The organism is Antarctobacter heliothermus (assembly GCF_002237555.1).
GTDB classification, from domain to species: Bacteria; Pseudomonadota; Alphaproteobacteria; order Rhodobacterales; family Rhodobacteraceae; genus Antarctobacter; species Antarctobacter heliothermus_B.
Genome location: NZ_CP022541.1, coordinates 227,443 through 245,164 on the forward strand (window position 1 = coordinate 227,443; position 17,722 = coordinate 245,164).

The 17,722-nt window shown below is 60.8% G+C and carries 20 protein-coding genes and 2 pseudogenes; 11 read left to right on the plus strand and 11 right to left on the minus strand.

All coding sequences use genetic code 11. The features are described 5' to 3' along the window. Positions 1–146: 146 nt before the first annotated feature. From ANTHELSMS3_RS23615 to ANTHELSMS3_RS23630, 4 genes are all read left to right on the plus strand, one after another. Positions 147–2,507: a heavy metal translocating P-type ATPase gene (locus tag ANTHELSMS3_RS23615; RefSeq protein ID WP_094037481.1), complete on the plus strand. Its 2,361-nt coding sequence runs from the start codon at positions 147–149 to the stop codon at positions 2,505–2,507. A gap of 33 nt (positions 2,508–2,540) precedes the next feature. Continuing rightward, positions 2,541–3,062 carry a TRAP transporter small permease subunit gene (locus tag ANTHELSMS3_RS23620; RefSeq protein WP_094037482.1) on the plus strand — a complete coding sequence of 174 codons (522 nt, stop codon included), beginning with the start codon at positions 2,541–2,543 and terminating at the stop codon, positions 3,060–3,062. Between the two features lie 28 nt (positions 3,063–3,090). After that, a complete protein-coding gene (locus ANTHELSMS3_RS23625) occupies positions 3,091–4,419 on the plus strand; it encodes a TRAP transporter large permease subunit (RefSeq protein WP_254694947.1) in 1,329 nt (442 codons plus the stop codon). Positions 4,420–4,488: 69 nt separating this feature from the next. Further along, positions 4,489–4,965 (plus strand): L,D-transpeptidase family protein, encoded by a 477-nt coding sequence (locus ANTHELSMS3_RS23630; RefSeq protein WP_094037484.1) that lies wholly within the window; start codon positions 4,489–4,491, stop codon positions 4,963–4,965. Here the strand turns inward: ANTHELSMS3_RS23630 and lnt are convergent. From lnt to ANTHELSMS3_RS23680, 10 genes and pseudogenes are all read right to left on the minus strand, one after another. Further along, positions 4,946–6,553, minus strand: a complete 1,608-nt coding sequence (gene lnt / locus ANTHELSMS3_RS23635; protein WP_157733637.1) for an apolipoprotein N-acyltransferase — start codon at positions 6,551–6,553, stop codon at positions 4,946–4,948. The two genes, ANTHELSMS3_RS23630 and lnt, sit on opposite strands and share 20 nt — an antisense overlap. After that, positions 6,520–6,978 carry a signal peptidase II gene (gene lspA / locus ANTHELSMS3_RS23640; RefSeq protein ID WP_094037485.1) on the minus strand — a complete coding sequence of 153 codons (459 nt, stop codon included), beginning with the start codon at positions 6,976–6,978 and terminating at the stop codon, positions 6,520–6,522. Before lspA ends, lnt begins: the two co-directional genes overlap by 34 nt. Positions 6,979–7,007: 29 nt before the next feature. After that, positions 7,008–7,421: pseudogene (locus tag ANTHELSMS3_RS23645) on the minus strand (ZIP family metal transporter); the annotation flags it as partial. 12 nt (positions 7,422–7,433) lie between these two features. Next, a complete protein-coding gene (locus tag ANTHELSMS3_RS23650) occupies positions 7,434–7,889 on the minus strand; it encodes a DUF411 domain-containing protein (protein ID WP_094037486.1) in 456 nt (151 codons plus the stop codon). Positions 7,890–7,892: 3 nt separating this feature from the next. Next, positions 7,893–9,266: a M23 family metallopeptidase gene (locus tag ANTHELSMS3_RS23655; protein ID WP_094037487.1), complete on the minus strand. Its 1,374-nt coding sequence runs from the start codon at positions 9,264–9,266 to the stop codon at positions 7,893–7,895. Beyond that, on the minus strand, positions 9,263–9,889 hold the full coding sequence (locus ANTHELSMS3_RS23660; protein ID WP_094037488.1) for an SCO family protein: 627 nt from the start codon (positions 9,887–9,889) through the stop codon (positions 9,263–9,265). The genes ANTHELSMS3_RS23655 and ANTHELSMS3_RS23660 overlap by 4 nt, the downstream gene beginning before the upstream one ends. After that, a complete protein-coding gene (locus ANTHELSMS3_RS23665; protein ID WP_094037489.1) occupies positions 9,889–10,356 on the minus strand; it encodes a copper chaperone PCu(A)C in 468 nt (155 codons plus the stop codon). Before ANTHELSMS3_RS23665 ends, ANTHELSMS3_RS23660 begins: the two co-directional genes overlap by 1 nt. A 23-nt stretch (positions 10,357–10,379) precedes the next feature. After that, on the minus strand, positions 10,380–11,039 hold the full coding sequence (locus ANTHELSMS3_RS23670) for a DsbA family protein (RefSeq protein WP_094037490.1): 660 nt from the start codon (positions 11,037–11,039) through the stop codon (positions 10,380–10,382). Next, positions 11,036–11,458, minus strand: coding sequence for a disulfide bond formation protein B (locus ANTHELSMS3_RS23675; RefSeq protein ID WP_094037491.1), 423 nt, complete (start codon positions 11,456–11,458; stop codon positions 11,036–11,038). Before ANTHELSMS3_RS23675 ends, ANTHELSMS3_RS23670 begins: the two co-directional genes overlap by 4 nt. Positions 11,459–11,463: 5 nt before the next feature. Continuing rightward, positions 11,464–12,066 carry an SCO family protein gene (locus ANTHELSMS3_RS23680; RefSeq protein WP_254694948.1) on the minus strand — a complete coding sequence of 201 codons (603 nt, stop codon included), beginning with the start codon at positions 12,064–12,066 and terminating at the stop codon, positions 11,464–11,466. A gap of 171 nt (positions 12,067–12,237) precedes the next feature. On the opposite strand from ANTHELSMS3_RS23680, the gene ANTHELSMS3_RS23685 reads away from it, so the two are divergent. From ANTHELSMS3_RS23685 to ANTHELSMS3_RS23705, 5 genes and pseudogenes are all read left to right on the plus strand, one after another. Beyond that, positions 12,238–12,666, plus strand: coding sequence for a MerR family transcriptional regulator (locus tag ANTHELSMS3_RS23685; RefSeq protein ID WP_094037598.1), 429 nt, complete (start codon positions 12,238–12,240; stop codon positions 12,664–12,666). A gap of 82 nt (positions 12,667–12,748) precedes the next feature. Then, positions 12,749–13,348 (plus strand): annotated as a pseudogene (locus ANTHELSMS3_RS23690) (cation transporter). A 96-nt stretch (positions 13,349–13,444) separates the two neighbouring features. Further along, positions 13,445–14,200 (plus strand): transglutaminase-like domain-containing protein, encoded by a 756-nt coding sequence (locus tag ANTHELSMS3_RS23695; RefSeq protein ID WP_094037493.1) that lies wholly within the window; start codon positions 13,445–13,447, stop codon positions 14,198–14,200. Then, positions 14,190–15,107, plus strand: a complete 918-nt coding sequence (locus ANTHELSMS3_RS23700) for a cation diffusion facilitator family transporter (protein WP_094037494.1) — start codon at positions 14,190–14,192, stop codon at positions 15,105–15,107. The genes ANTHELSMS3_RS23695 and ANTHELSMS3_RS23700 overlap by 11 nt, the downstream gene beginning before the upstream one ends. Continuing rightward, positions 15,104–15,661, plus strand: a complete 558-nt coding sequence (locus tag ANTHELSMS3_RS23705) for a methyltransferase family protein (RefSeq protein WP_094037495.1) — start codon at positions 15,104–15,106, stop codon at positions 15,659–15,661. Before ANTHELSMS3_RS23700 ends, ANTHELSMS3_RS23705 begins: the two co-directional genes overlap by 4 nt. A 279-nt stretch (positions 15,662–15,940) precedes the next feature. Here ANTHELSMS3_RS23705 and ANTHELSMS3_RS23710 read toward each other — a convergent pair whose 3' ends face one another. Next, positions 15,941–16,756, minus strand: coding sequence for a hypothetical protein (locus ANTHELSMS3_RS23710; RefSeq protein WP_094037599.1), 816 nt, complete (start codon positions 16,754–16,756; stop codon positions 15,941–15,943). On the opposite strand from ANTHELSMS3_RS23710, the gene ANTHELSMS3_RS23715 reads away from it, so the two are divergent. Continuing rightward, positions 16,742–17,050, plus strand: a complete 309-nt coding sequence (locus ANTHELSMS3_RS23715; RefSeq protein WP_254694949.1) for a hypothetical protein — start codon at positions 16,742–16,744, stop codon at positions 17,048–17,050. The two genes, ANTHELSMS3_RS23710 and ANTHELSMS3_RS23715, sit on opposite strands and share 15 nt — an antisense overlap. Positions 17,051–17,054: 4 nt before the next feature. Continuing rightward, entirely contained in the window at positions 17,055–17,705 is a 651-nt protein-coding gene (locus ANTHELSMS3_RS23720) for a hypothetical protein (protein ID WP_094037496.1), read from the plus strand. Positions 17,706–17,722: the final 17 nt, after the last annotated feature.

Here is a 17,722-nt window from a genome sequence, read left to right on the forward strand (position 1 = left end):
CTGTTCATGCCTCAAGGCGTGATAGAGCCAGTCACCGCATCCTCTAGCAATAAAACAAACTGAAATACCACCGTATTTTGCTCTTGAAGCTCTAGCCACTGTAGGGGCTATGTCATGATAAAGCACCCGAATCCAGAGGTTCGTTCATGCCGTCCCACTCCCACCGTCACGATCACGATCACGATGATGCCCAAGTTGCCAGGGCAAGCGGCGGCAGTTGCTGCGGGAGGGCCGAAACCTGCGGCGACATCGCGCCGACGACGCCCGCGCCGTATGCCGGGCGCAGCTTTCAGGTTTCAGGCCTCGATTGCGCCGAGGAGGTCGCGATCCTGAACAAGGTGGTCGGCCCGAAGATCGGCGGGGCGGAGCATCTCGCTTTCGACGTGATCAATGGACGGATGACCATCCTCGACAGCGCAAGGAAGGTATCGGACGGCGAAGTTGCAGAACTGGTCGCAAGCACCGGCATGACCGCCAAGCCCTGGGATGCCGAAAACGCGTCGGTCGACCAGGCGGCCCATCTTGCACGACAGCGGCTGTTTACGGCGCTCAGTGGCGGCTTCTGGGCCGCGGGATTTCTGTGGCACATCATCGAGACCGGCATGGGGGGGGCACTGGGCCTCTTCGCAGGGCACGGCGAAGCGCCGATGCCACTGGTCGAGGCCGGGTTCTTCGCGGTGGCGATCCTGTTCGGTGTCTGGCTCGTGGCACCCAAGGCATGGTCGTCCGCACGGCGGCTGTCGCCCGACATGAACCTGCTGATGGTCGTCGCAGTCGCGGGTGCAATTGGCCTCGGCGAATTTTTCGAGGCGGCAACGGTCGCGTTCTTCTTCTCGCTCTCGCTTTTTCTCGAAAGCTGGAGCGTCGGGCGTGCTAGGAATGCGGTTTCCGCTCTGCTCGACTTGGCGCCGCCGACGGCGAGAGTTCTTTATGATGACGGCTCGGAAGCGGACGTTCCGGCTTCTGCGGTTGCTATCGACGCACGTTTCGTCGTGCGCGGCGGAGACCGCATCCCATTGGATGGTGAGGTTGTCGATGGGGCAGGGGCCGTCGATCAAGCACCGATCACCGGAGAGAGTGCGCTGGTCCCAAAGGAACGGGGCGACGAAGTCTATGCCGGTACGATCAACGGCGAAGGCACACTGACGGTGCGCGCCACGAAGGCCGCCTCGGACACCGTCTTGGCCAAGATCATCCGCATGGTCGGCGACGCCCATGCCCGCCGCGCGCCGGTGGAACAGTGGGTGGCGAAATTCGCCCGCATCTATACGCCTATCGTCATGGCTCTCGCCATCGCAATTGCCCTGCTGCCGCCGCTCTTATTCGGTGGGGCCTGGGATTATTGGTTCTACAATGCACTCGTGCTGCTGGTGATCGCCTGCCCGTGTGCTCTCGTCATCTCTACACCGGTCTCCATCGTCGCTGCACTCACCGCCTCTGCGCGGGCTGGGGTGCTGATCAAGGGCGGTGCATATGTTGAGGCACCGGGCAAGACCACTGCACTGGCCATGGACAAGACCGGCACGATCACCATGGGCGAGCCCGAGGTGGCGGCGGTGCATCCGCTGGGCAAAGCATCGGCGCAGGATCTGATGACCCTCGCCGCTGGGCTCGAGGTACGTTCCTCGCATCCCTTGGCGCGCGCCATTCTCGCGCGGGCCGAAGCCGACGGCATCAAGGTGTCCGCCGCGGAAGATACCCGAACTGTTCCCGGTAGGGGACTTGAAGGACGCACAGACGGCCGGTCGATCTGGCTAGGGTCGGACCGGTTTGCCGAGGAGAAGGGTTTCGGCGACGCCATTCCGAAGGATTTGCGCGACCGCATCGAAGGGGCTGGCAGCACCCTTGTTGCCGTGGGCGACGACACCGGCGTCACCGGCATTTTGGAATTGCGAGACCGTATCCGCCCCGACGCCAAAGGCATCGTGGCACAGCTCCACGCGCAGGGCGTGAAGACTATCGTGATGCTGACGGGCGACAACGAGCGGACAGCGCGCGCCGTTGCCGCCGAGGTCGGCATCGACGTGGTCCGTGCCGAGCTTTTGCCCGAAGACAAGGTGACAGCCATCGAAGAACTGGTCGAAACGCATGACATGGTGGCCATGATCGGCGACGGGGTGAACGACGCCCCCGCCATGGCGCGCGCGCATTACGCCATCGCGATGGGTGCTGTTGGTTCGGACGCGGCCATCGAGACAGCAGACATCGCGCTGATGACCGACGATATTGGCAAGGTGCCGTGGCTCATTGGCCATTCGCGCCGAGCCATGACGATCATCCATCAGAACATCGGCATCTCGCTGGCGACGAAAGCGGTGTTCGTCGGATTGACCGCCTTCGGCATGGCTTCGATGTGGGGGGCAATCGCCGCGGATGTGGGCGTGTCCTTGCTGGTGGTTACCAATGCGCTTCGGCTCCTGAACGGACACTGGGTCGAGGCGGGGCCTTCGGGCGGTGAACCGGTTGGCGAGCAGATGGCGAAGGGTGCGCTGGCGCATGGTCATTAGGCAGCCTCCGGAGAGGGGCAGGGAGGGGACAAATTGCGCATACTTGATTTTCTGGAAACGGTCATCCGTTCCGTAGGTGTGGGCACCGCGTGGCTAACCGTGGTTCCAATCGCTTTTTTTACCGGCCTGCAAATGCTCGATCGCAAGCTTCAGCTTGGGGTGTCGGCCATCCTTCCCGATCTTTCCACCTCGCTACTCTTTATCCTCATTTTCATGTCGTTCGGATTTACATACCTGCGCGACGGGCATGTCCGCGTGGACGTCTTTCGACGAAACTGGCCGCCCCGCCGTTTCGCCTGGATCGAACTTGCTGGCTGTCTCTTCGTACTGCTGCCTCTGGCGATCATCCTGACCAATTATGGTTGGGATGGGCTGATGCGGACAACCAAGTACGCTGAGACCGACATCTGGGCACGGCGCATTGCCGCCGTGATCGGACCTGTCCTGCTGGGGTTTGCGGGCCTTGTCGTCGTGGCGCGCAACATCGCCTTCCTGCGCGGACAACACGACAGCATCGCGCCAAGCTCTCAGGAAGACATGCCACATGGAGACTGAAATCCTGACCATCGCAATGCTTGGGCTGTTGGGCATCGGTGTGTTCAGCGGTTTTCCTGTGGCATTGGTCCTGACCGCAACCGGTTTTCTGGCATTTGTCGCTGCGGTTGTGATCGGCGTTACAGATTTTGGCCATCTCGGCCTCATTTACCTTCGGGTGCGTGGCATGCTGACCAACGAAGGTGTGCAGTTCACCAGTGTCCCGCTTCTTATCTTTCTCGGGCTGGTCCTGAATGCCAGCGGGGTTGCAGCAACGCTGTTTCAGACGTTGGGCCATGTCCTGAAATCCGTGCCGGGCCGATATGCGATTGCCACCCTGTTGATTGGCCTGATCCTCGCGCCTGCCGCGGGTGTCATTGGCGCCTCGGTTGTGACGGTCGCTCTGGTGGCCTATGGGCCGATGCTGCGCTCGGGATATGCGCCTTCGACGGCCGGGTCGGCGGTTGCGGCGTCCGGGGCGTTGGGGGTCGTCTTTCCACCGGCTGTCCTGCTGTTCTTTGTGGCCAACGTCTTTCAGCTTCGGATCGCGTTGATGTACACAGCGCTTGTCATCCCGGTCTTGCTGCTGGTCTTGTTCTTTTCGCTGTTTTACGCGGTAACGCTTCGTAATCGTGTCGACGTTGCCCTGTCGGATATGGAAAAGCCCACCATACGGGACGTGTTGTCGGTGATCATTGCCATCGGAGTTATTGCGGCCATTCCTCTCAGTATTGTGGGTGGGATCGCGACCCTGTCCGAGGCGGCAGGTATCGGCGTCTTCGGGGGGCTGTTGGTCATGGCGTTTCGCGGACGCATGACATTTGCACGCCTCAACAGGACGATAGTTCAGACCGCATCCATGACTTCAATGGTGTTTTTTATCGTCGTCGGGGCATCCATTTTTTCGCTTGGCTTCAATCTGATTGAGGGGCGCGAAGTTCTGCTTGAATGGATCAACGGGTTCGATCTCGGGCGCTGGATGACGCTTGCCTTGCTGCTTGGCATCATCCTCGTCCTCGGGTTTGTGTTCGACTGGATCGAGATCCTGCTCGTCTTTTTCCCGATCTTGCTGCCGGCGTTCGGGCAGCTGGATTTTTCAGATCATGTTGGCTCGGACTATTTTTCAAAAATCTGGCTGGCCGGTTTGATTGCTTTGGCGCTTCAAACGTCCTTTCTCACGCCCCCATTCGGATATGCTCTCTTCTTCGCCAAGATGGCCGCTCCTCCAGGTGTCAATCTGGCTGACATCTATCGTGGCGCCGGGCCGCTCGTGATCATTGAAATCCTGCTCATCGCAGTGCTGGCATTGTGGCCAGAATTGATCACCTGGCTCCCGGAACTTGTTCTTTCCAAGTCAGACAGCCCTTTGTTGAATTGAAGATTCATGATAAATCTTCGGCCAAAGAACAAAAATCGAGCACCTTCAATGAAACGTCGTATTTTTCTCATGGGCATCATGTCCGCCTTTCTGTCCGGCTGTGCCAGCAAGTTCCGCAGCTATGGCGGACCCGAGGTGACCCGTGTTCGGCTTTACAAGGGGCAGCGCTTGCTTGTTCTCGACGGAGGCGATGGCGTATTGCAAACCTATCCGGTCGGGCTGGGTTTCGCGCCCGAGGGTCACAAGCAATTTGAGGGAGACGGTCGGACCCCGGAGGGCGCCTACTTAGTCGATAAGCGCAACCCTGAAAGCACCTATCATCTTTCAGTTGGCATCTCTTATCCGAACGAGGCCGACATTGCCTTTGCCGAAGCGCAGGGCCGATCCCCAGGGGGCGACATCTTCATCCATGGTGGTCCACGACCCGGCATCGAGCCGACGGACGTCCACGACTGGACAGCTGGCTGCATCGCAGTCACAGATCGGCAGATCGAGGACATCTATGCAATGGTGAAGGACGGAACACCTATCCACATCTTTGCATGACGGTCTTTCTCATGCGGCGGAAATGAGCCGTCGCATTGGCCGTCAGAGCCCAGCTCCACGAAGCCAAGATGAGCGCCAACAGCATCCAGTCCCCGAAGCTCGCGTAGAGTGCCGGCGGCCGCGCGGAGGGCAGACTAGCGTCGATGATGCCCGTTTCGCCGGTATCGAGCCGCGGAACGAACTCTCCGTTCGCGTCGATGACCGCAGAGATGCCCGTATTCGCGGCTCGAATGACAGGAAGGCCTTCCTCTATGGCGCGCATACGTGCGGAAGCCAGATGCTGCTCAGGTCCGATGCTGGTTCCAAACCAGGCATCGTTGGTGGCGTTGAAGATCCAGTCGGGCCTGAACAGGTCGTCGACCACATGCCCTGGGAAGATGATCTCATAGCAGATCGCCACGGCGACCAGCGGCACACCCGGAAGCGCAAGCGTTCTCGGGCCCGGTCCGGGCGTAAAATCGCCCAGACCCGCCGTGAGCCGCTCGATGGGCAACCAGCCGCGGAATGGCACATATTCGCCGAAGGGTACGAGATGGTGTTTCGCGTATCCGGTCAGGATTTTGCCGGTATCGCCAAAAGCCTGGACCGTGTTGAAATATCGGGTGCCATCCTCGCTGGGTACACGGTCCGGCACACCGGTGAGCAGCACCCTGCCGTCTGGTAGCGCAGCGGCAATGCGATCCCGTGCCTCTGTATCCTCATCAAGGAAACCCGGAAAGGCGGTTTCCGGCCAGAGAAGAACGTCGAAATCGCCGGGCCGGGAAGAAAGTTCGAGATAGCGCGCGAAGGTCGCCTCGCGGCTCTCGGGCGCCCATTTCTCCTCTTGGGGAACGTTGCCCTGGACGATGCGCAGGTCGACACCGGGTGGCTGTTGTGCATCCGACTGGAGGCGAAGCGTGCCGACGGCCCACATCGTCGCTATGCCGGCCAGCGCCATGAGCGAGATGGTCAATCGTTGCCGCCCGGACGCCATGACAGCCGCGCCGGGAAGTGCCGCGACGAACACGGTGAGAAAGCTTAGCCCATAGCTTCCGACCCAGGCGGCGGGCTGGCGCAAAGCGGCGTAATCGACCAGAGCGTAGCTGGCGAGGATCCACGGAAAACCTGTCAGAACGTGACCACGCAACCACTCGGCCACGGTCCAGAAGGTCGCGAACAGGAGGCAGGCCAGGAGACTGCCCAGGGCTCCGCGCCGCGCGATTTCGGCGAAGAGCGCTGCGGCAATGGCTGGGAAAATCGCGAGACCTGCCGACAATCCCGCGACGGCCGGGATCGCCAGTGACCCGAAACGCTCGGCCTTGACGTAGAAACTCTCTGCGATCCACGAAATCCCGAATCCGAACTGGCAGAGACCAAACGCCCAGCCGACAAGGAAAGCGCGCCCGAAGGAGAGATCGCGAAGACCGACAAACAACGCGGAATAGGCAATGGGAACAAGTAGGAGAAGCGAGAAAGGCGGGAAAGTCAGAATGGTCAGCGCCCCGGCGGCGAAACCAAGCGTCATCCGCGAAAGCAAACGGTGGCGCAGAGCGATGCGGTTCAGAATTTCCGGCTTCACGACTTGATCGAACGCCGCGCGCTGATCCATGGCCCAGCGAGCAAGAGCCCCACGCCACTGACGACAAATACATCGGCCATGTTGAAGGCAGGCCAATGTGTTGTGCCAATGTAGAAATCCAAGAAGTCTGTTACAGCCCGATACCGCACACGATCGATGACATTGCCCAGGGCTCCGCCAATGATCGCGCCATAGGCAAGTGTTTCGACCGCATTTTCGGCGCGAAACAGCATAACCCCCAGCCAAACACAGATGGCAAGAGCAAGTGCGATGAGGCTCCACCACGGCGCGCCGCCCAGCATCCCGAAAGTCACGCCGTCATTGCGATAGAAGACAAGGTTGAAACCTGGAAAAACGGCGATCCCGGAGCCTAGAGAGGCCGCATTCGCCACGACAATGGCTTTGGAGATCTGATCGATCACGAACGCTGCAAGCGTCGCGAAGACGCCGATCATCGGAGATACCTTGTTTAGTGACATTGTCTCACCCCAACCGCGAGGCCTTCGGGGAAGTTGTGGATCGTGATCGCGATGATGAACAGCCAGACCCGCCGCAAAGACGCCGCTTCGGGCCCTTCGCGTCCCGTCTTGAAATGCTCGTGCGGCAGCTTTTCGTTCATCAGCGCGACAGCCCCCATGCCCAGAATGATCGAGACGCATACGATGGCCGCAGGCATCGCGCCGTTCTCGAACATTGGCTCTGCCGCATCCAATGCCGGGATGATCAGCGAAAAGAACGAGGCTGACAGCATGACACCGGCAGCGAAGCCGAGCGACAGATCGCGCGTGGCCCGAGACGGAATGCGCCCGAACAGCACTGGAACTGCTCCGACTGCCGTAAGCGATCCGGCAGCGAGGCTTCCGAGAAAGCCGAGCATTATCGGAGACAGATTTTCCATGGGCCGGCCAGATTATCCTTCGGCGTAGCTTGAAAAGACTTCTGTCGACCCGTCCTTGCGGATGAGGAAGACATCATAGGCTTCACGGTTTTCTTCCGGCCCCATGCCGGGCGAGCCATAGGGCATCGCCGGAACGGCGAGGCCGACGGCGTCCGGGCGCTCTTCGAGAAGCCGGCGAATATCAGCAGCCGGGACATGGCCTTCGATCACGTAGCCATCAATGAGCGCGGTGTGGCAGGAGACCATGCGCTGCGGCACGCCGTTGTCGAGCTTGAAACGTACGAGTAGCCCGCCGTTCATGTCCTGGCCGGTCGGCTTGAACCCGTTTTCTTCGAGATGGTTCATCCACGAGAGGCAGCAGCCGCAACCGTTCGTCTTGCGGACGTCGATCGCCGTTGCCTCTGCGAGGACCTGGGCCGCTGGTAACAGGGCGAGGGTGATTGCCAGAGCTTGGGTCATGCGTTTCATGGGTCAAAGCCTTTCGGTTGCCGTTTCGGCAATCTCGCTGCCGAGGTTTTCATTCAGAAGCGCGCGCGCCTCGGCGAGGCGCGAGAGTGCGGCGGTGTCATCCGCTTCCCTCTCGGCCGCTTCGGCGAGCCGGTCGTCAGAGAGGGGGTCAGTCGGGCGCCCATCCACGAGGACTTCGTAGTGCAGGTTCGGACCTGTCGCCGTGCCAGTCGCGCCGACGCGGCCGATCACATCTCCCGCCGCAACGCGTTGGCCTTGTGCCAGGTCTTCCGGCACGGCGCTCAGATGCGCGTAGCGCGTCACGGTGTCGGAGCCGTGCGAGATTTCGACCACGCGACCATATCCGCCGCGCCAGCCGATGAAACTGACCCGCCCCGGTGCCGTCGATTGAACCGGTGTCCCACGTGCTGCTGCGAAATCGACGCCTGTGTGCATCCGGACGTTGCCAAAGACCGGATGCGTGCGGCGTCCGAACACCGAGCTGAGGCGCGCACCCTCGACCGGCTGTGCGAAGACGCGCAGCACCTCGCCATCAACGTAGATCGTCGCCTGACCGCTGCCGTCGTCCGGCCATACGATCTCGTAAAGCGAACCGCCGATCTCCAGTGCGGCGAAGGCGAGCTCGGGCTGTCCGATCCTCTCCTCACCCACACGCGCCTCGCGCCAGAGAAGCCTCAGTGTCTCGCCACCGGCCATCTCGCGGCGGAAATCCACGGTCCCACCCAGCATCTGCGCAAGGTCCACGGAAAAACGGGCGGGTATGCCGGCTTCGCCGAGTGCCGCGAAGATCGAACTGTCGATCACGGCTTCGCCGGCAAGGGTTGCGATCTCCGGATCCGGAGCCACGACCTGGGTGGACAACTGCTCGCCGAAAAGCACCTCGATCCGAACCCCGTCCTCGACGGCGAGCGAGACGGTGCGGGGGCTGCCGTCCATGGTCGAGACAACAGTGACCGAATGCCCCGGCCGCAGCCGTCGCAGATCGTATTCCGCGCCAAGCGCGAGGGCAACTGCGGCTCTTTCAGGTGCCGCAAGACCGGCTTCGGACAGCAAGAAATCGAGCGTCTCGCCAGGCGCAATGTCGCGCGACCACGTCGACAGCGGTGGCTCGATCGCCCGTACCGGCACGTCGGCAAACGCGACCTGCAGAAGGGGTAGGGGGCCGAGGTCGGGTGCATCCTCTGCCCATGCCGTCGCGGGCAACGTCACGAGGATGTCAATGTTTCTAGGGGCTTCAGGACCTTGGGGCATCCAGCTACCTGCCTGGGCAAGTTCCGGCGGCACGGGTTCTTTCGACAAAAGATCGGAGATGGCGATGGCCGCCCCCGAAACCGTCCCCGCAATTGCGACACAAGCCGCCAAAGTTCTGAGCCTCATGTCGCCCCCTCCATTTCTTCTTCCAGCGCGCGGCGAATTTTCGGCACCGCGAACTCTCTGGCTTCGTGATAGTCGATCATGGTGACGAACCGCCCCGAGGCTGCGAACAGAAAGACACTCGCGGTGTGATTCATCGTGTAATCGCCGCTCTCCGTCGGCACCCGCTCGTAGGTGGCGCTGAAGCCGTCCGTGACGCGCGCGATCTGCTCTTCCGGTCCCGTCCAGCCACGTATCCCAGGATGGAAGTAGCCGACATATTCGGCCATCGTTTCGACAGTGTCGCGCTCGGGATCGACCGTGATGAAAGCCACATTCATTTCTTCGGCCTCGTCTCCCAGATCGTCGAGCCATCCCGAAATGTCAGAGAGCGTGGTCGGGCAGACATCGGGACAGTAGGTGAAGCCGAAGAACGCCATCGTCGGGCGACCGATCAGGGTTTCCGGCCCGACCGCGTTGCCCTCATGATCCGTCAGACGGAAATCCATCTCGGTCAGGGCCACAGGCCGCTGCCCGGTAGGTGCGGGTGCACCGGGTCCGTCAACCCGCCACCAACCGACGAAGAGCATCAGGGCGACCGCCCCGACACCAGCCGCGCCGTACCCCAGCATTGTCCGTCGCCGCATCAGTCCTCCGGCCCCCGCGCGGCGATTCCGAGGATCGGCACCTCGACCGTCACTTCGCCTCCGTCGTCGAAAAGCAGGGTCAGCGTAAAGGTGTCCCCTTCCGTCATCAGTTCTTGCAGCCGCATCAGCATTGCGTGCAGGCCCCCCGGTTCGAGCGCGACGCTCTCGCCCGGGGCGATCGCGATCTCCCCCGCCGGGCTCATGGAACTCACACCTTTGGCATTTGTCGTCGTCTCGTGAATTTCGGGCATCATCGCGAGCGGTGTTGTAAGGCCGATCAGCGTCACTGGCTCGTCGCCAGTGTTGCGGATCGTCATGTAAGCGGCCCCGGGACGGTTCACCCCGATGGAAGCGCGGGACCACGCGTTCTCGACAACAACATCCCCGGGTCCGGCCAGCGCGGGCACTGAGAGCGCTCCAAAGGTCAAAAGCGCGGCCAGTTTGCCGGTGAAAGTATGCGTTTTCATCGTTCTGATCCTGCCCTTTTCATTCAGCCTTGCGCGGCAGCGACTTCGGCTGCCACCAATCGCCGCAGTTCTGCCTCCCCGAACGGATCGAGCGGCTTGCCGTTCACGAAGAATGTGGGCGTCTGGCGAACTCCCACGGTCTCTACGTCGGCACGATCCTGATTCAGGATTCCCACGACATCGGGTGCCAGCATTTGCGTGCGCGCGGCTTCGGCATCGAGCCCGGCCGTGGCGGCGATCTGAAGGATCAGGCCGGGCTCCGGGGCACCGTGCGACGCCCATTTCGGCTGTTCCCGCAGAACGGCCTCGAGCACCGGCACGTAAACGTCCTGCATACGCGCCGCCTCGAGCACGCGGATCGCTTCCTCGGATGCCTCGCCGTGGAAAGGCGTGTAGCGGATCACGACGCGGACAGCATCCCCATGCTCGGCCATGATGTCCTTCACGATGGGATGAAAGGCGCGACAGGCCTCGCAGGCCGGGTCGAAGAATTCGACAATCGTGACGGGCGCTTCCGCAGGCCCGAGGATGGGCGAGTAGGGGCGGATCATCGCACCCGCGAGTTCCGGCGCAACAGGCTCCGCTTCGGCCACCGGGCCGGGGCGGGTTGCAAACCAGGTGGCTCCGCCGAAACCGGCGACGCCGAGAGCGAGAACGGACAGGATCAGGCCGCGTCGGTTCATGTTCGTGTGTCCTTCAATGAAAGGGCCGACAGGGCCCCGATCAGCGCGAAGGCGGCGAGCGCCATCAGCGGGATCGGGATGCCGAAGACCAGTTGGTTGTCATCGGTGCAAGAGGGGCCGGTGGCCGTGCAGGGCTGGATGCGTTCGGGAACAAGACCGACGTACAGCCCCATGTGCCAGAGGGCGATTGCGCCGCCGCCAAGCGCCAATGCGATGCCGTAGCGCCCCACGCGGCCGTCCCGCCACCAAAGGCCGAGCCCGAGGACAATGGCCAAGGGGAACATGAAGGCGCGCTGGAACCAGCACAGCACACAGGGCGTCTGCCCCAGCACCTCGCCGATAAAAAGCACGGCAAGTGAGGCGACGAGCGCGATGATCCACGCCAGCCCGAGGGCTGTTTCTCCGGACATACGGTTCATGTCGGTCAGATCCTCTCTTCCAGATCGGCGAGAATCTCTTCGGCGGGGGTGCCATAGGGCCAGGAGGCGGCAAAGCCTGCCTCGGGGTCGAAAAGGAACAGATGCGACGTGTGGCCCATTGTGTACCCATCCGGCGCTGCGGCCTCTTCGATGCGCTCAAAGAAGATTGGGAATGTTTCAGACGTGGCGGCGATCTGTTCCGGCGTGCCAGTCATCCCGATGATGCCCGCATTGAACAGCGTGACGTATTCTGCGAGCACCATTGGCGTGTCCCGTTCGCGGTCGATAGTTATGAAAATCGGCTGGACCCTGGCGGCATCGTCGCCCAGACCCTCCATCACCGCCACGACCTCAGATAGGGTCGTCGGGCAAACGTCGGGGCAGTTGGTAAAGCCGAAAAACACCAGCATCCAGCGCCCCGCAAAGTCCTCCTCGGTTTGAACCATACCCCGGTGGTCTGTCAGTTCGAGTTCAGCGAAAAAAGGCGGCTCGGCGTCAGTTCGGGCGCTGTCGGCACGATAGTCAGACCAGAGCAAAAGCCATACGAAGGCAAGCGCTGCCACGCCTGCCAAAACCCAAAGAAACTTCTGTGCCGATGTAAGGGACAATCCTGTTCGCCTGTTTTTGATTCTTATTGCATGTGCGGATACATCCTCTAGCCGCTAGAGGTTCAAGCACGAAATCATGGTATAGCTTGAACTCACGCGTCTGTGAATCCGACACTTGTTTATTCCGACGGCAAAACCTACACAAACTGTATCTTTTTCATGGAGGCGAAAATGCTCACGATCGGCACTCTGTCAAAGAAGACTGGCACAAAAGTGCAGACCATCCGGTACTACGAACAGATCGGACTCATGCCCGAACCTGGCAGGACCGAAGGCGGACAGAGGCGCTACGACAATGCACAGCTCGATCGACTGTCCTTCATCCGCCACTCGCGACAACTCGGTTTCTCGCTCGATGCGATCCGCGAGCTGCTCGACCTCAGCGACCATCCCAACCGGCCCTGCCACGAGGCCGATGCCATCGCGCGTCGCCAGCTCAAACAGGTGGAGCAGCGCATGGCGCGCCTGAAGGCGCTGCGCACCGAACTGAAACGCATGGTTCACGAATGCAGCGGCGGGCGGACGGGAGACTGCAAGGTGCTTGAGGTGTTGCGGGACCATTCGGAATGCCTGACCGAGCACGAGGAAATCGGGGCCTGAAGGAATTCAGCCAACATTCCGGCTGGAACGCAAATCAGCCGCGGAAGTTATTGTATCGTACAATACAAGCTGGAACCACAAAATGGCCGCTAGACAAGATTCAAAGGAGAGACGGACGCTTTGGATCGTTCTGGCGCTTAATATCGGTTTGGCCGTGGCCTTTTTCGCAACAGGCGCCTTCGGCGACTCAAGTGCCCTGATCGCCAACGGGCTCGATAACCTCTCCGACAGCTTCGTCTACGCGATCAGCCTTTTCGCTTTATCCCGATCCGACAAATGGAAACGCGGGGCGGCGAACATCGCCGGTGGGCTGCTGATCCTGTTCGCTGCAGGCATCCTCTAAGATGCATGGCGCCGCTACATCGGCGGGTCAGATCCGCTCGGGACGATCATGATCGCCATGGCCCTGATTGCCGCGGCCATCAACGCAGTCTGCGTCTGGCTGCTCGCTAAGCTCAAAGATCCGGACGTCAACATCCGCGCGGCCAACACCTTCAGTTACAACGATTTCGCCGCGAACCTCGGAATAGTCGTGGCTGGCGGCCTCGTCGCCTGGCTAGGAACCAACTGGCCGGACCTCGTTCTCGGCGTGATTGTCGCCGGGATCGCGGCCTGGGGCGGTATCGACATCCTGCGCGACGCACACGGCGAACACCACAAAGCGGTTCACACGGGCAAATAGTTGCGGGAGATTCTTTCTCAAAGAAAGGGTTGAAGCTATAGTGACTATAGCAATTAGATTTGTTCCAAGACGATTCGAGGAGCGACTCCGTTGCAGATGACCGACCCCCTACTTGCACCCACCAAACTACTGGATTTTGAGGCCGCGCCTCTTGCGCATCTAATTGAGGCCCGCGGCTGGCGCGGCTTATCCGAATACGATCGGATCGGAGCAGTTTATGATTTCGTTCGGAATGAAATCGCGTTCGGATACAATCGAGCCGACGACATCCCCGCCTCGGATGTGCTTTCCGACGGCTATGGGCAGTGCAATACCAAAGGGACGCTCTTGATGGCGCTGCTGCGTGGTGTTGGCATTCGTTGCCGGTTGCATGGGTTTACGATCCACAAAGGCTTGCAGCGCGGTGTTGTACCTGAGCTGGTGTATCCGCTTGCTCCGCAAGAAATTCTCCACTCATGGGTGGAGATCGAATATCAAGGTGCCTGGATCAACCTTGAAGGCTTCATCCTGGATGACGCTTTCCTGACAGTCCTGCAAAAGTCTTTCTCGGACACGGACAGTCTCTGCGGTTATGGCGCGGGCACGGATTGCCTTGGCGCGCCTCCCGTCGCCTGGAACGGAGAAGATACCTACATTCAGAAAACCGGCATCGTGCAGGATTTCGGCGTGTTTGATACGCCGGACGCCTTCTATTTGTCCCATGAGCAATCCTTTGGATGGCTGCGTGGTGCCCTTTACCGTCATATCATACGCCACTGGATGAATGCGCGCGTTCGTGGTTTCCGCAGCGACCGCCTGAAGACTGACCGACGCGCGCCACACGCGCATGAGGAGCCTGCCAATGCCACATGACCACGGGCACGCGCATATCGATCCGAATTCTGGGGACCGGCGGGTTGCCATCGCCATCTGGGCAAACGGGCTACTTACCGTTGCGCAAGTCGTCGGGGGCATATTCTCGGGCAGTCTGGCACTGATCGCCGATGCGCTGCACAACTTTTCCGATATGGCCTCGCTTGTCATTGCCTTCGCCGCACGCAAGATCGCGCGCCGCCCGGCCGATGAGCGCATGACCTTCGGCTATGGCCGGGTCGAAATCGTCGCGGCCCTGATCAACTACACCACCCTGATCGTGATCGGCTTCTATCTGATCTACGAGGGTAGCATGCGCATGATCGATCCGCCCGAAGTCATGGGTTGGACCGTTGTCATCCTTGGTGGAATTGCGCTTGTGGTCGACACGCTGACCGCAATACTGACCTATTCGATGCAGAAGGGCAGCGTGAACATTCGGGCGCTATTCCTTCACAACTTGTCGGACGCACTCGCCTCCCTAGCTGTCATCATCGGGGGGTCTCTGATCATCCTTTACGACATGCGTTGGGTTGATCCGGCCATCACAATCGGCATCGCGCTCTACATCCTGTATCTGTCTTTCACTGAAATAGGCGGCCCAATCCGAACCCTGATGCTCGGGAGCCCGCCGGATGTGGATGGAAACGACGTGGTCAGAGCGATCCAAGGCGTCGAAGGCGTGGTCGACGTACATCATGTCCACCTTTGGCAAATGCAGGAGCACGCTGCGGCATTGGACTGCCATATTGTCGTCGAACGCGAACGGATGGGTGAGACCGACAAGATTAAAGAAAACGTCAAATCGGTGCTGCATGAACGTTTCTCAATCGAGCATTCCACGCTTGAATTCGAAGCGAGCGACAATGCGCATCAGGAGGCGCAGGTGTTCGGACACCGCTCATGACGATTGCCCAAGGCATACTAGTGGTCGTTGGCCTGCTGTCCGGTCTGGTTTTGATTGGTGCGCTCCTTTGGTCAATCCTCCAACCGTCCAGGCGCATCTGGCCTCCGAACCGAGAAAAATCAGTCATACCAAACATTGCATGGGGACTCACTTTGGCCGTGTTTGGGGCGGTGATCGGTTTGGGCATCTTGGATTGGAAATCTGCTTCTATGACCAACGCGCTCCGTTGGGCGGTCGGGCCGTTCTTGATCGCAACCGGAAATCTGATTGTTTGGTGGGGGGCATTCAGCATTGGACTGAAAGCCACCAGCGGTGCAAAAGGCGCGCTGATCACTTCGGGTCTCTACCGTTTCTCTCGGCATCCGCAGTACCTTGCCGACATGGCCATTCTGATAGGCTTTGGTCTTCTCTTCGCCTCATCTTGGGTTTGGCCTATCGTCATCGTTGGAGTTGCCGCGCTGGCCCTTGCCCCGCTCGCGGAAGAGCCATGGCTGCATGAACAATACGGCTCCAAGTATCGCGATTATTGCGCTGAAACACGTCGATACCTGTAAACTCGCGGCCTCACGAGAACGTCATCGTTTTTCAGTTGAACCTCCAGCTACTAGAGGTCGCATCCGTTCGCCAGCAGAAGGGCGAGGTAAGGCACATGACTGACAAAAAAGAAAACGCGGCGCCATTTTGTCTCAACAGTCGTTGGGCTTCTGGCAGCTCCTTCGCTGCTTCGCGCTCAAGATCAAGAGTAAGCGATGAGGTGGACGCCCCCCGGCGGCATCGAATGTGCCAAGGTAGCGGTGACTTAAAAGCTTAAAAAGCTCGATGTTCCAAGCACGCTACCGCGCAATCTCTCCTGCCAACACCGCCCGCCCGTGAACCGCCAACGTCGCTGAAAACCTCTGACATCCAAACTTGCGGATTACGTCGAGTACCCGCGCTTCGTAGGCCGCCGCTCCGATCCTGCGCTGCAGGTCGGCGGCATGAAACTGACGGTTCGCAACCGGCGCAGAGCGCGTCAGACGTACCAGCTCGGTTTCGGCACTGCCTGTATCCGATCTGGGGCAACTGACGGATCTCGGCGCTGCCGGCGGTCGCCCAACCGATGTCTGCCAACGCCGCATGAAGCCCAGGAGGAAACCCGCCGGGACGCAGGTGTTTCCGCGAGCTTCGTTGAAGGCCATGAAGCGATCCCAGATCGCCTGCGTATCGACGTTCCAGCAAGGCAGGGCGGCTTTCGCCGCCTTGATGAGCGCCGCCCATGTGGTGCGATGGACGTTCGAGCCAGGGGCGATCTCGATCTTCCCGGAGAAGATAGTTTTGTTATTAGATTCTCTAGATAGTGATGTGTCGCCCCCAGTTGACGCCAGATGCTGCGGCACCTCGTCGGAAACGCAGCCAAAGCGGAAGAGCCACGGCGCGAACTTTCCGTTCGGCTTCCAGCGCTCGATGCGAAGCTCCGATGCCGCGAGTTCCGCTAGCAGGGTCGTCAGATGCTGGCGGGTTACACCCATGATCTCGGCAAGCGTGGACAGCGTGAACGCCGCGGTGCCGCGATCGAGACCGTTGTAGCCGTCCTTCCAGGCGATGCCGTCGAGGATGATCGTCGCGAGCTTGTGCGCGGAAACGGACAGATCGCGGTGCTCGCCGATCACATCGTCACCCCGGTCATGCTCTCGACCTCGGATTTCGACGTCGGCGGCCAGACAGTGGATTGGTTCCGGCAGCTCGCGGCGCGCGTCGACGACGCCTCCGCGCTACCTCGGCACCACGTCGTCCTGAACATGGTCGACCCGAAGACCACCAAGGCGGATGCCGCGCTGATCGAGAGTGCCATCGCGCTGCGGAAGCAGGCCGATCCGAACCCGCTGATGCGTCCCCATGTCCGCCGCATGGTCGAGGCGCTGGAGGAAGCGACCGACATCCTCAACAACGTCCTCGCGGCCTGACGCGATGCGCAAGAAGATCCCGACGATCAAGCGCCCGGACCCCGGCTATGCCGCAGGTCTGAAGGTCGCTACGCCTGTCGAACCGCAACGCCAGGAGGTCACGAGGCCCGAGCCTGATGGGGTTGGGATGACGCGGGCAGGCGAGGGGTCAGAGCTGATGACGCCCGAACGGCCACCGGCGCCCCATGCCGAAGCTGTCCCTGATGTCGTTAATCCTTCGCCAGGTGTTGCGCAGCCTCAATCCGCGCGCACCCGGAAGGTGGATGTGCGGGTGACAGCTCTGGAGCGCCAGTCAGAAGCCTTAAACGCCTGTGGCATCAATCCGGCCCATGTCGTCCGTGCCGCGCTGAGACGCGCGACAACGCACTGGCAAGTGAAGCCGGAGTTCGTTCCCCCGAGAAGCGGCCGGACTGCGAAACCGTCTTCCTGGCGGATGCGAACGACCGTGGCCGTGGATGCGGAGGCCCTAACCGCGATCATGGCCACCGAGGACCCGCTCGACGTCTGCAGCAAGTGGTCGCTGATCCGTGGCCAGCTGGAGCCGCTGGTATGGCAGGAGATCGACAGGATTCTTGCGGAACTGGCTGACGCTGCGGCGCAGAGCGAAGATTCGCCAATGGGGAACGCGGCAGTCGACACGAGCCCAGGTGATTAATCATTGAATTCAAAGAT

Coding starts and splice junctions, on each gene's coding strand:
- ANTHELSMS3_RS23615 (WP_094037481.1), top strand. CDS start 147: ATGCCGTCCCACTCCCACCGTCACGATCACGATCACGATGATGCCCAA.
- ANTHELSMS3_RS23630 (WP_094037484.1), top strand. CDS start 4,489: ATGGGCATCATGTCCGCCTTTCTGTCCGGCTGTGCCAGCAAGTTCCGC.
- lnt (WP_157733637.1), bottom strand. CDS start 6,553: ATGGATCAGCGCGCGGCGTTCGATCAAGTCGTGAAGCCGGAAATTCTG.
- lspA (WP_094037485.1), bottom strand. CDS start 6,978: ATGATCGGCGTCTTCGCGACGCTTGCAGCGTTCGTGATCGATCAGATC.
- ANTHELSMS3_RS23650 (WP_094037486.1), bottom strand. CDS start 7,889: ATGAAACGCATGACCCAAGCTCTGGCAATCACCCTCGCCCTGTTACCA.
- ANTHELSMS3_RS23655 (WP_094037487.1), bottom strand. CDS start 9,266: ATGAGGCTCAGAACTTTGGCGGCTTGTGTCGCAATTGCGGGGACGGTT.
- ANTHELSMS3_RS23660 (WP_094037488.1), bottom strand. CDS start 9,889: ATGCGGCGACGGACAATGCTGGGGTACGGCGCGGCTGGTGTCGGGGCG.
- ANTHELSMS3_RS23665 (WP_094037489.1), bottom strand. CDS start 10,356: ATGAAAACGCATACTTTCACCGGCAAACTGGCCGCGCTTTTGACCTTT.
- ANTHELSMS3_RS23670 (WP_094037490.1), bottom strand. CDS start 11,039: ATGAACCGACGCGGCCTGATCCTGTCCGTTCTCGCTCTCGGCGTCGCC.
- ANTHELSMS3_RS23675 (WP_094037491.1), bottom strand. CDS start 11,458: ATGAACCGTATGTCCGGAGAAACAGCCCTCGGGCTGGCGTGGATCATC.
- ANTHELSMS3_RS23685 (WP_094037598.1), top strand. CDS start 12,238: ATGCTCACGATCGGCACTCTGTCAAAGAAGACTGGCACAAAAGTGCAG.
- ANTHELSMS3_RS23695 (WP_094037493.1), top strand. CDS start 13,445: ATGACCGACCCCCTACTTGCACCCACCAAACTACTGGATTTTGAGGCC.
- ANTHELSMS3_RS23700 (WP_094037494.1), top strand. CDS start 14,190: ATGCCACATGACCACGGGCACGCGCATATCGATCCGAATTCTGGGGAC.
- ANTHELSMS3_RS23705 (WP_094037495.1), top strand. CDS start 15,104: ATGACGATTGCCCAAGGCATACTAGTGGTCGTTGGCCTGCTGTCCGGT.
- ANTHELSMS3_RS23720 (WP_094037496.1), top strand. CDS start 17,055: ATGCGCAAGAAGATCCCGACGATCAAGCGCCCGGACCCCGGCTATGCC.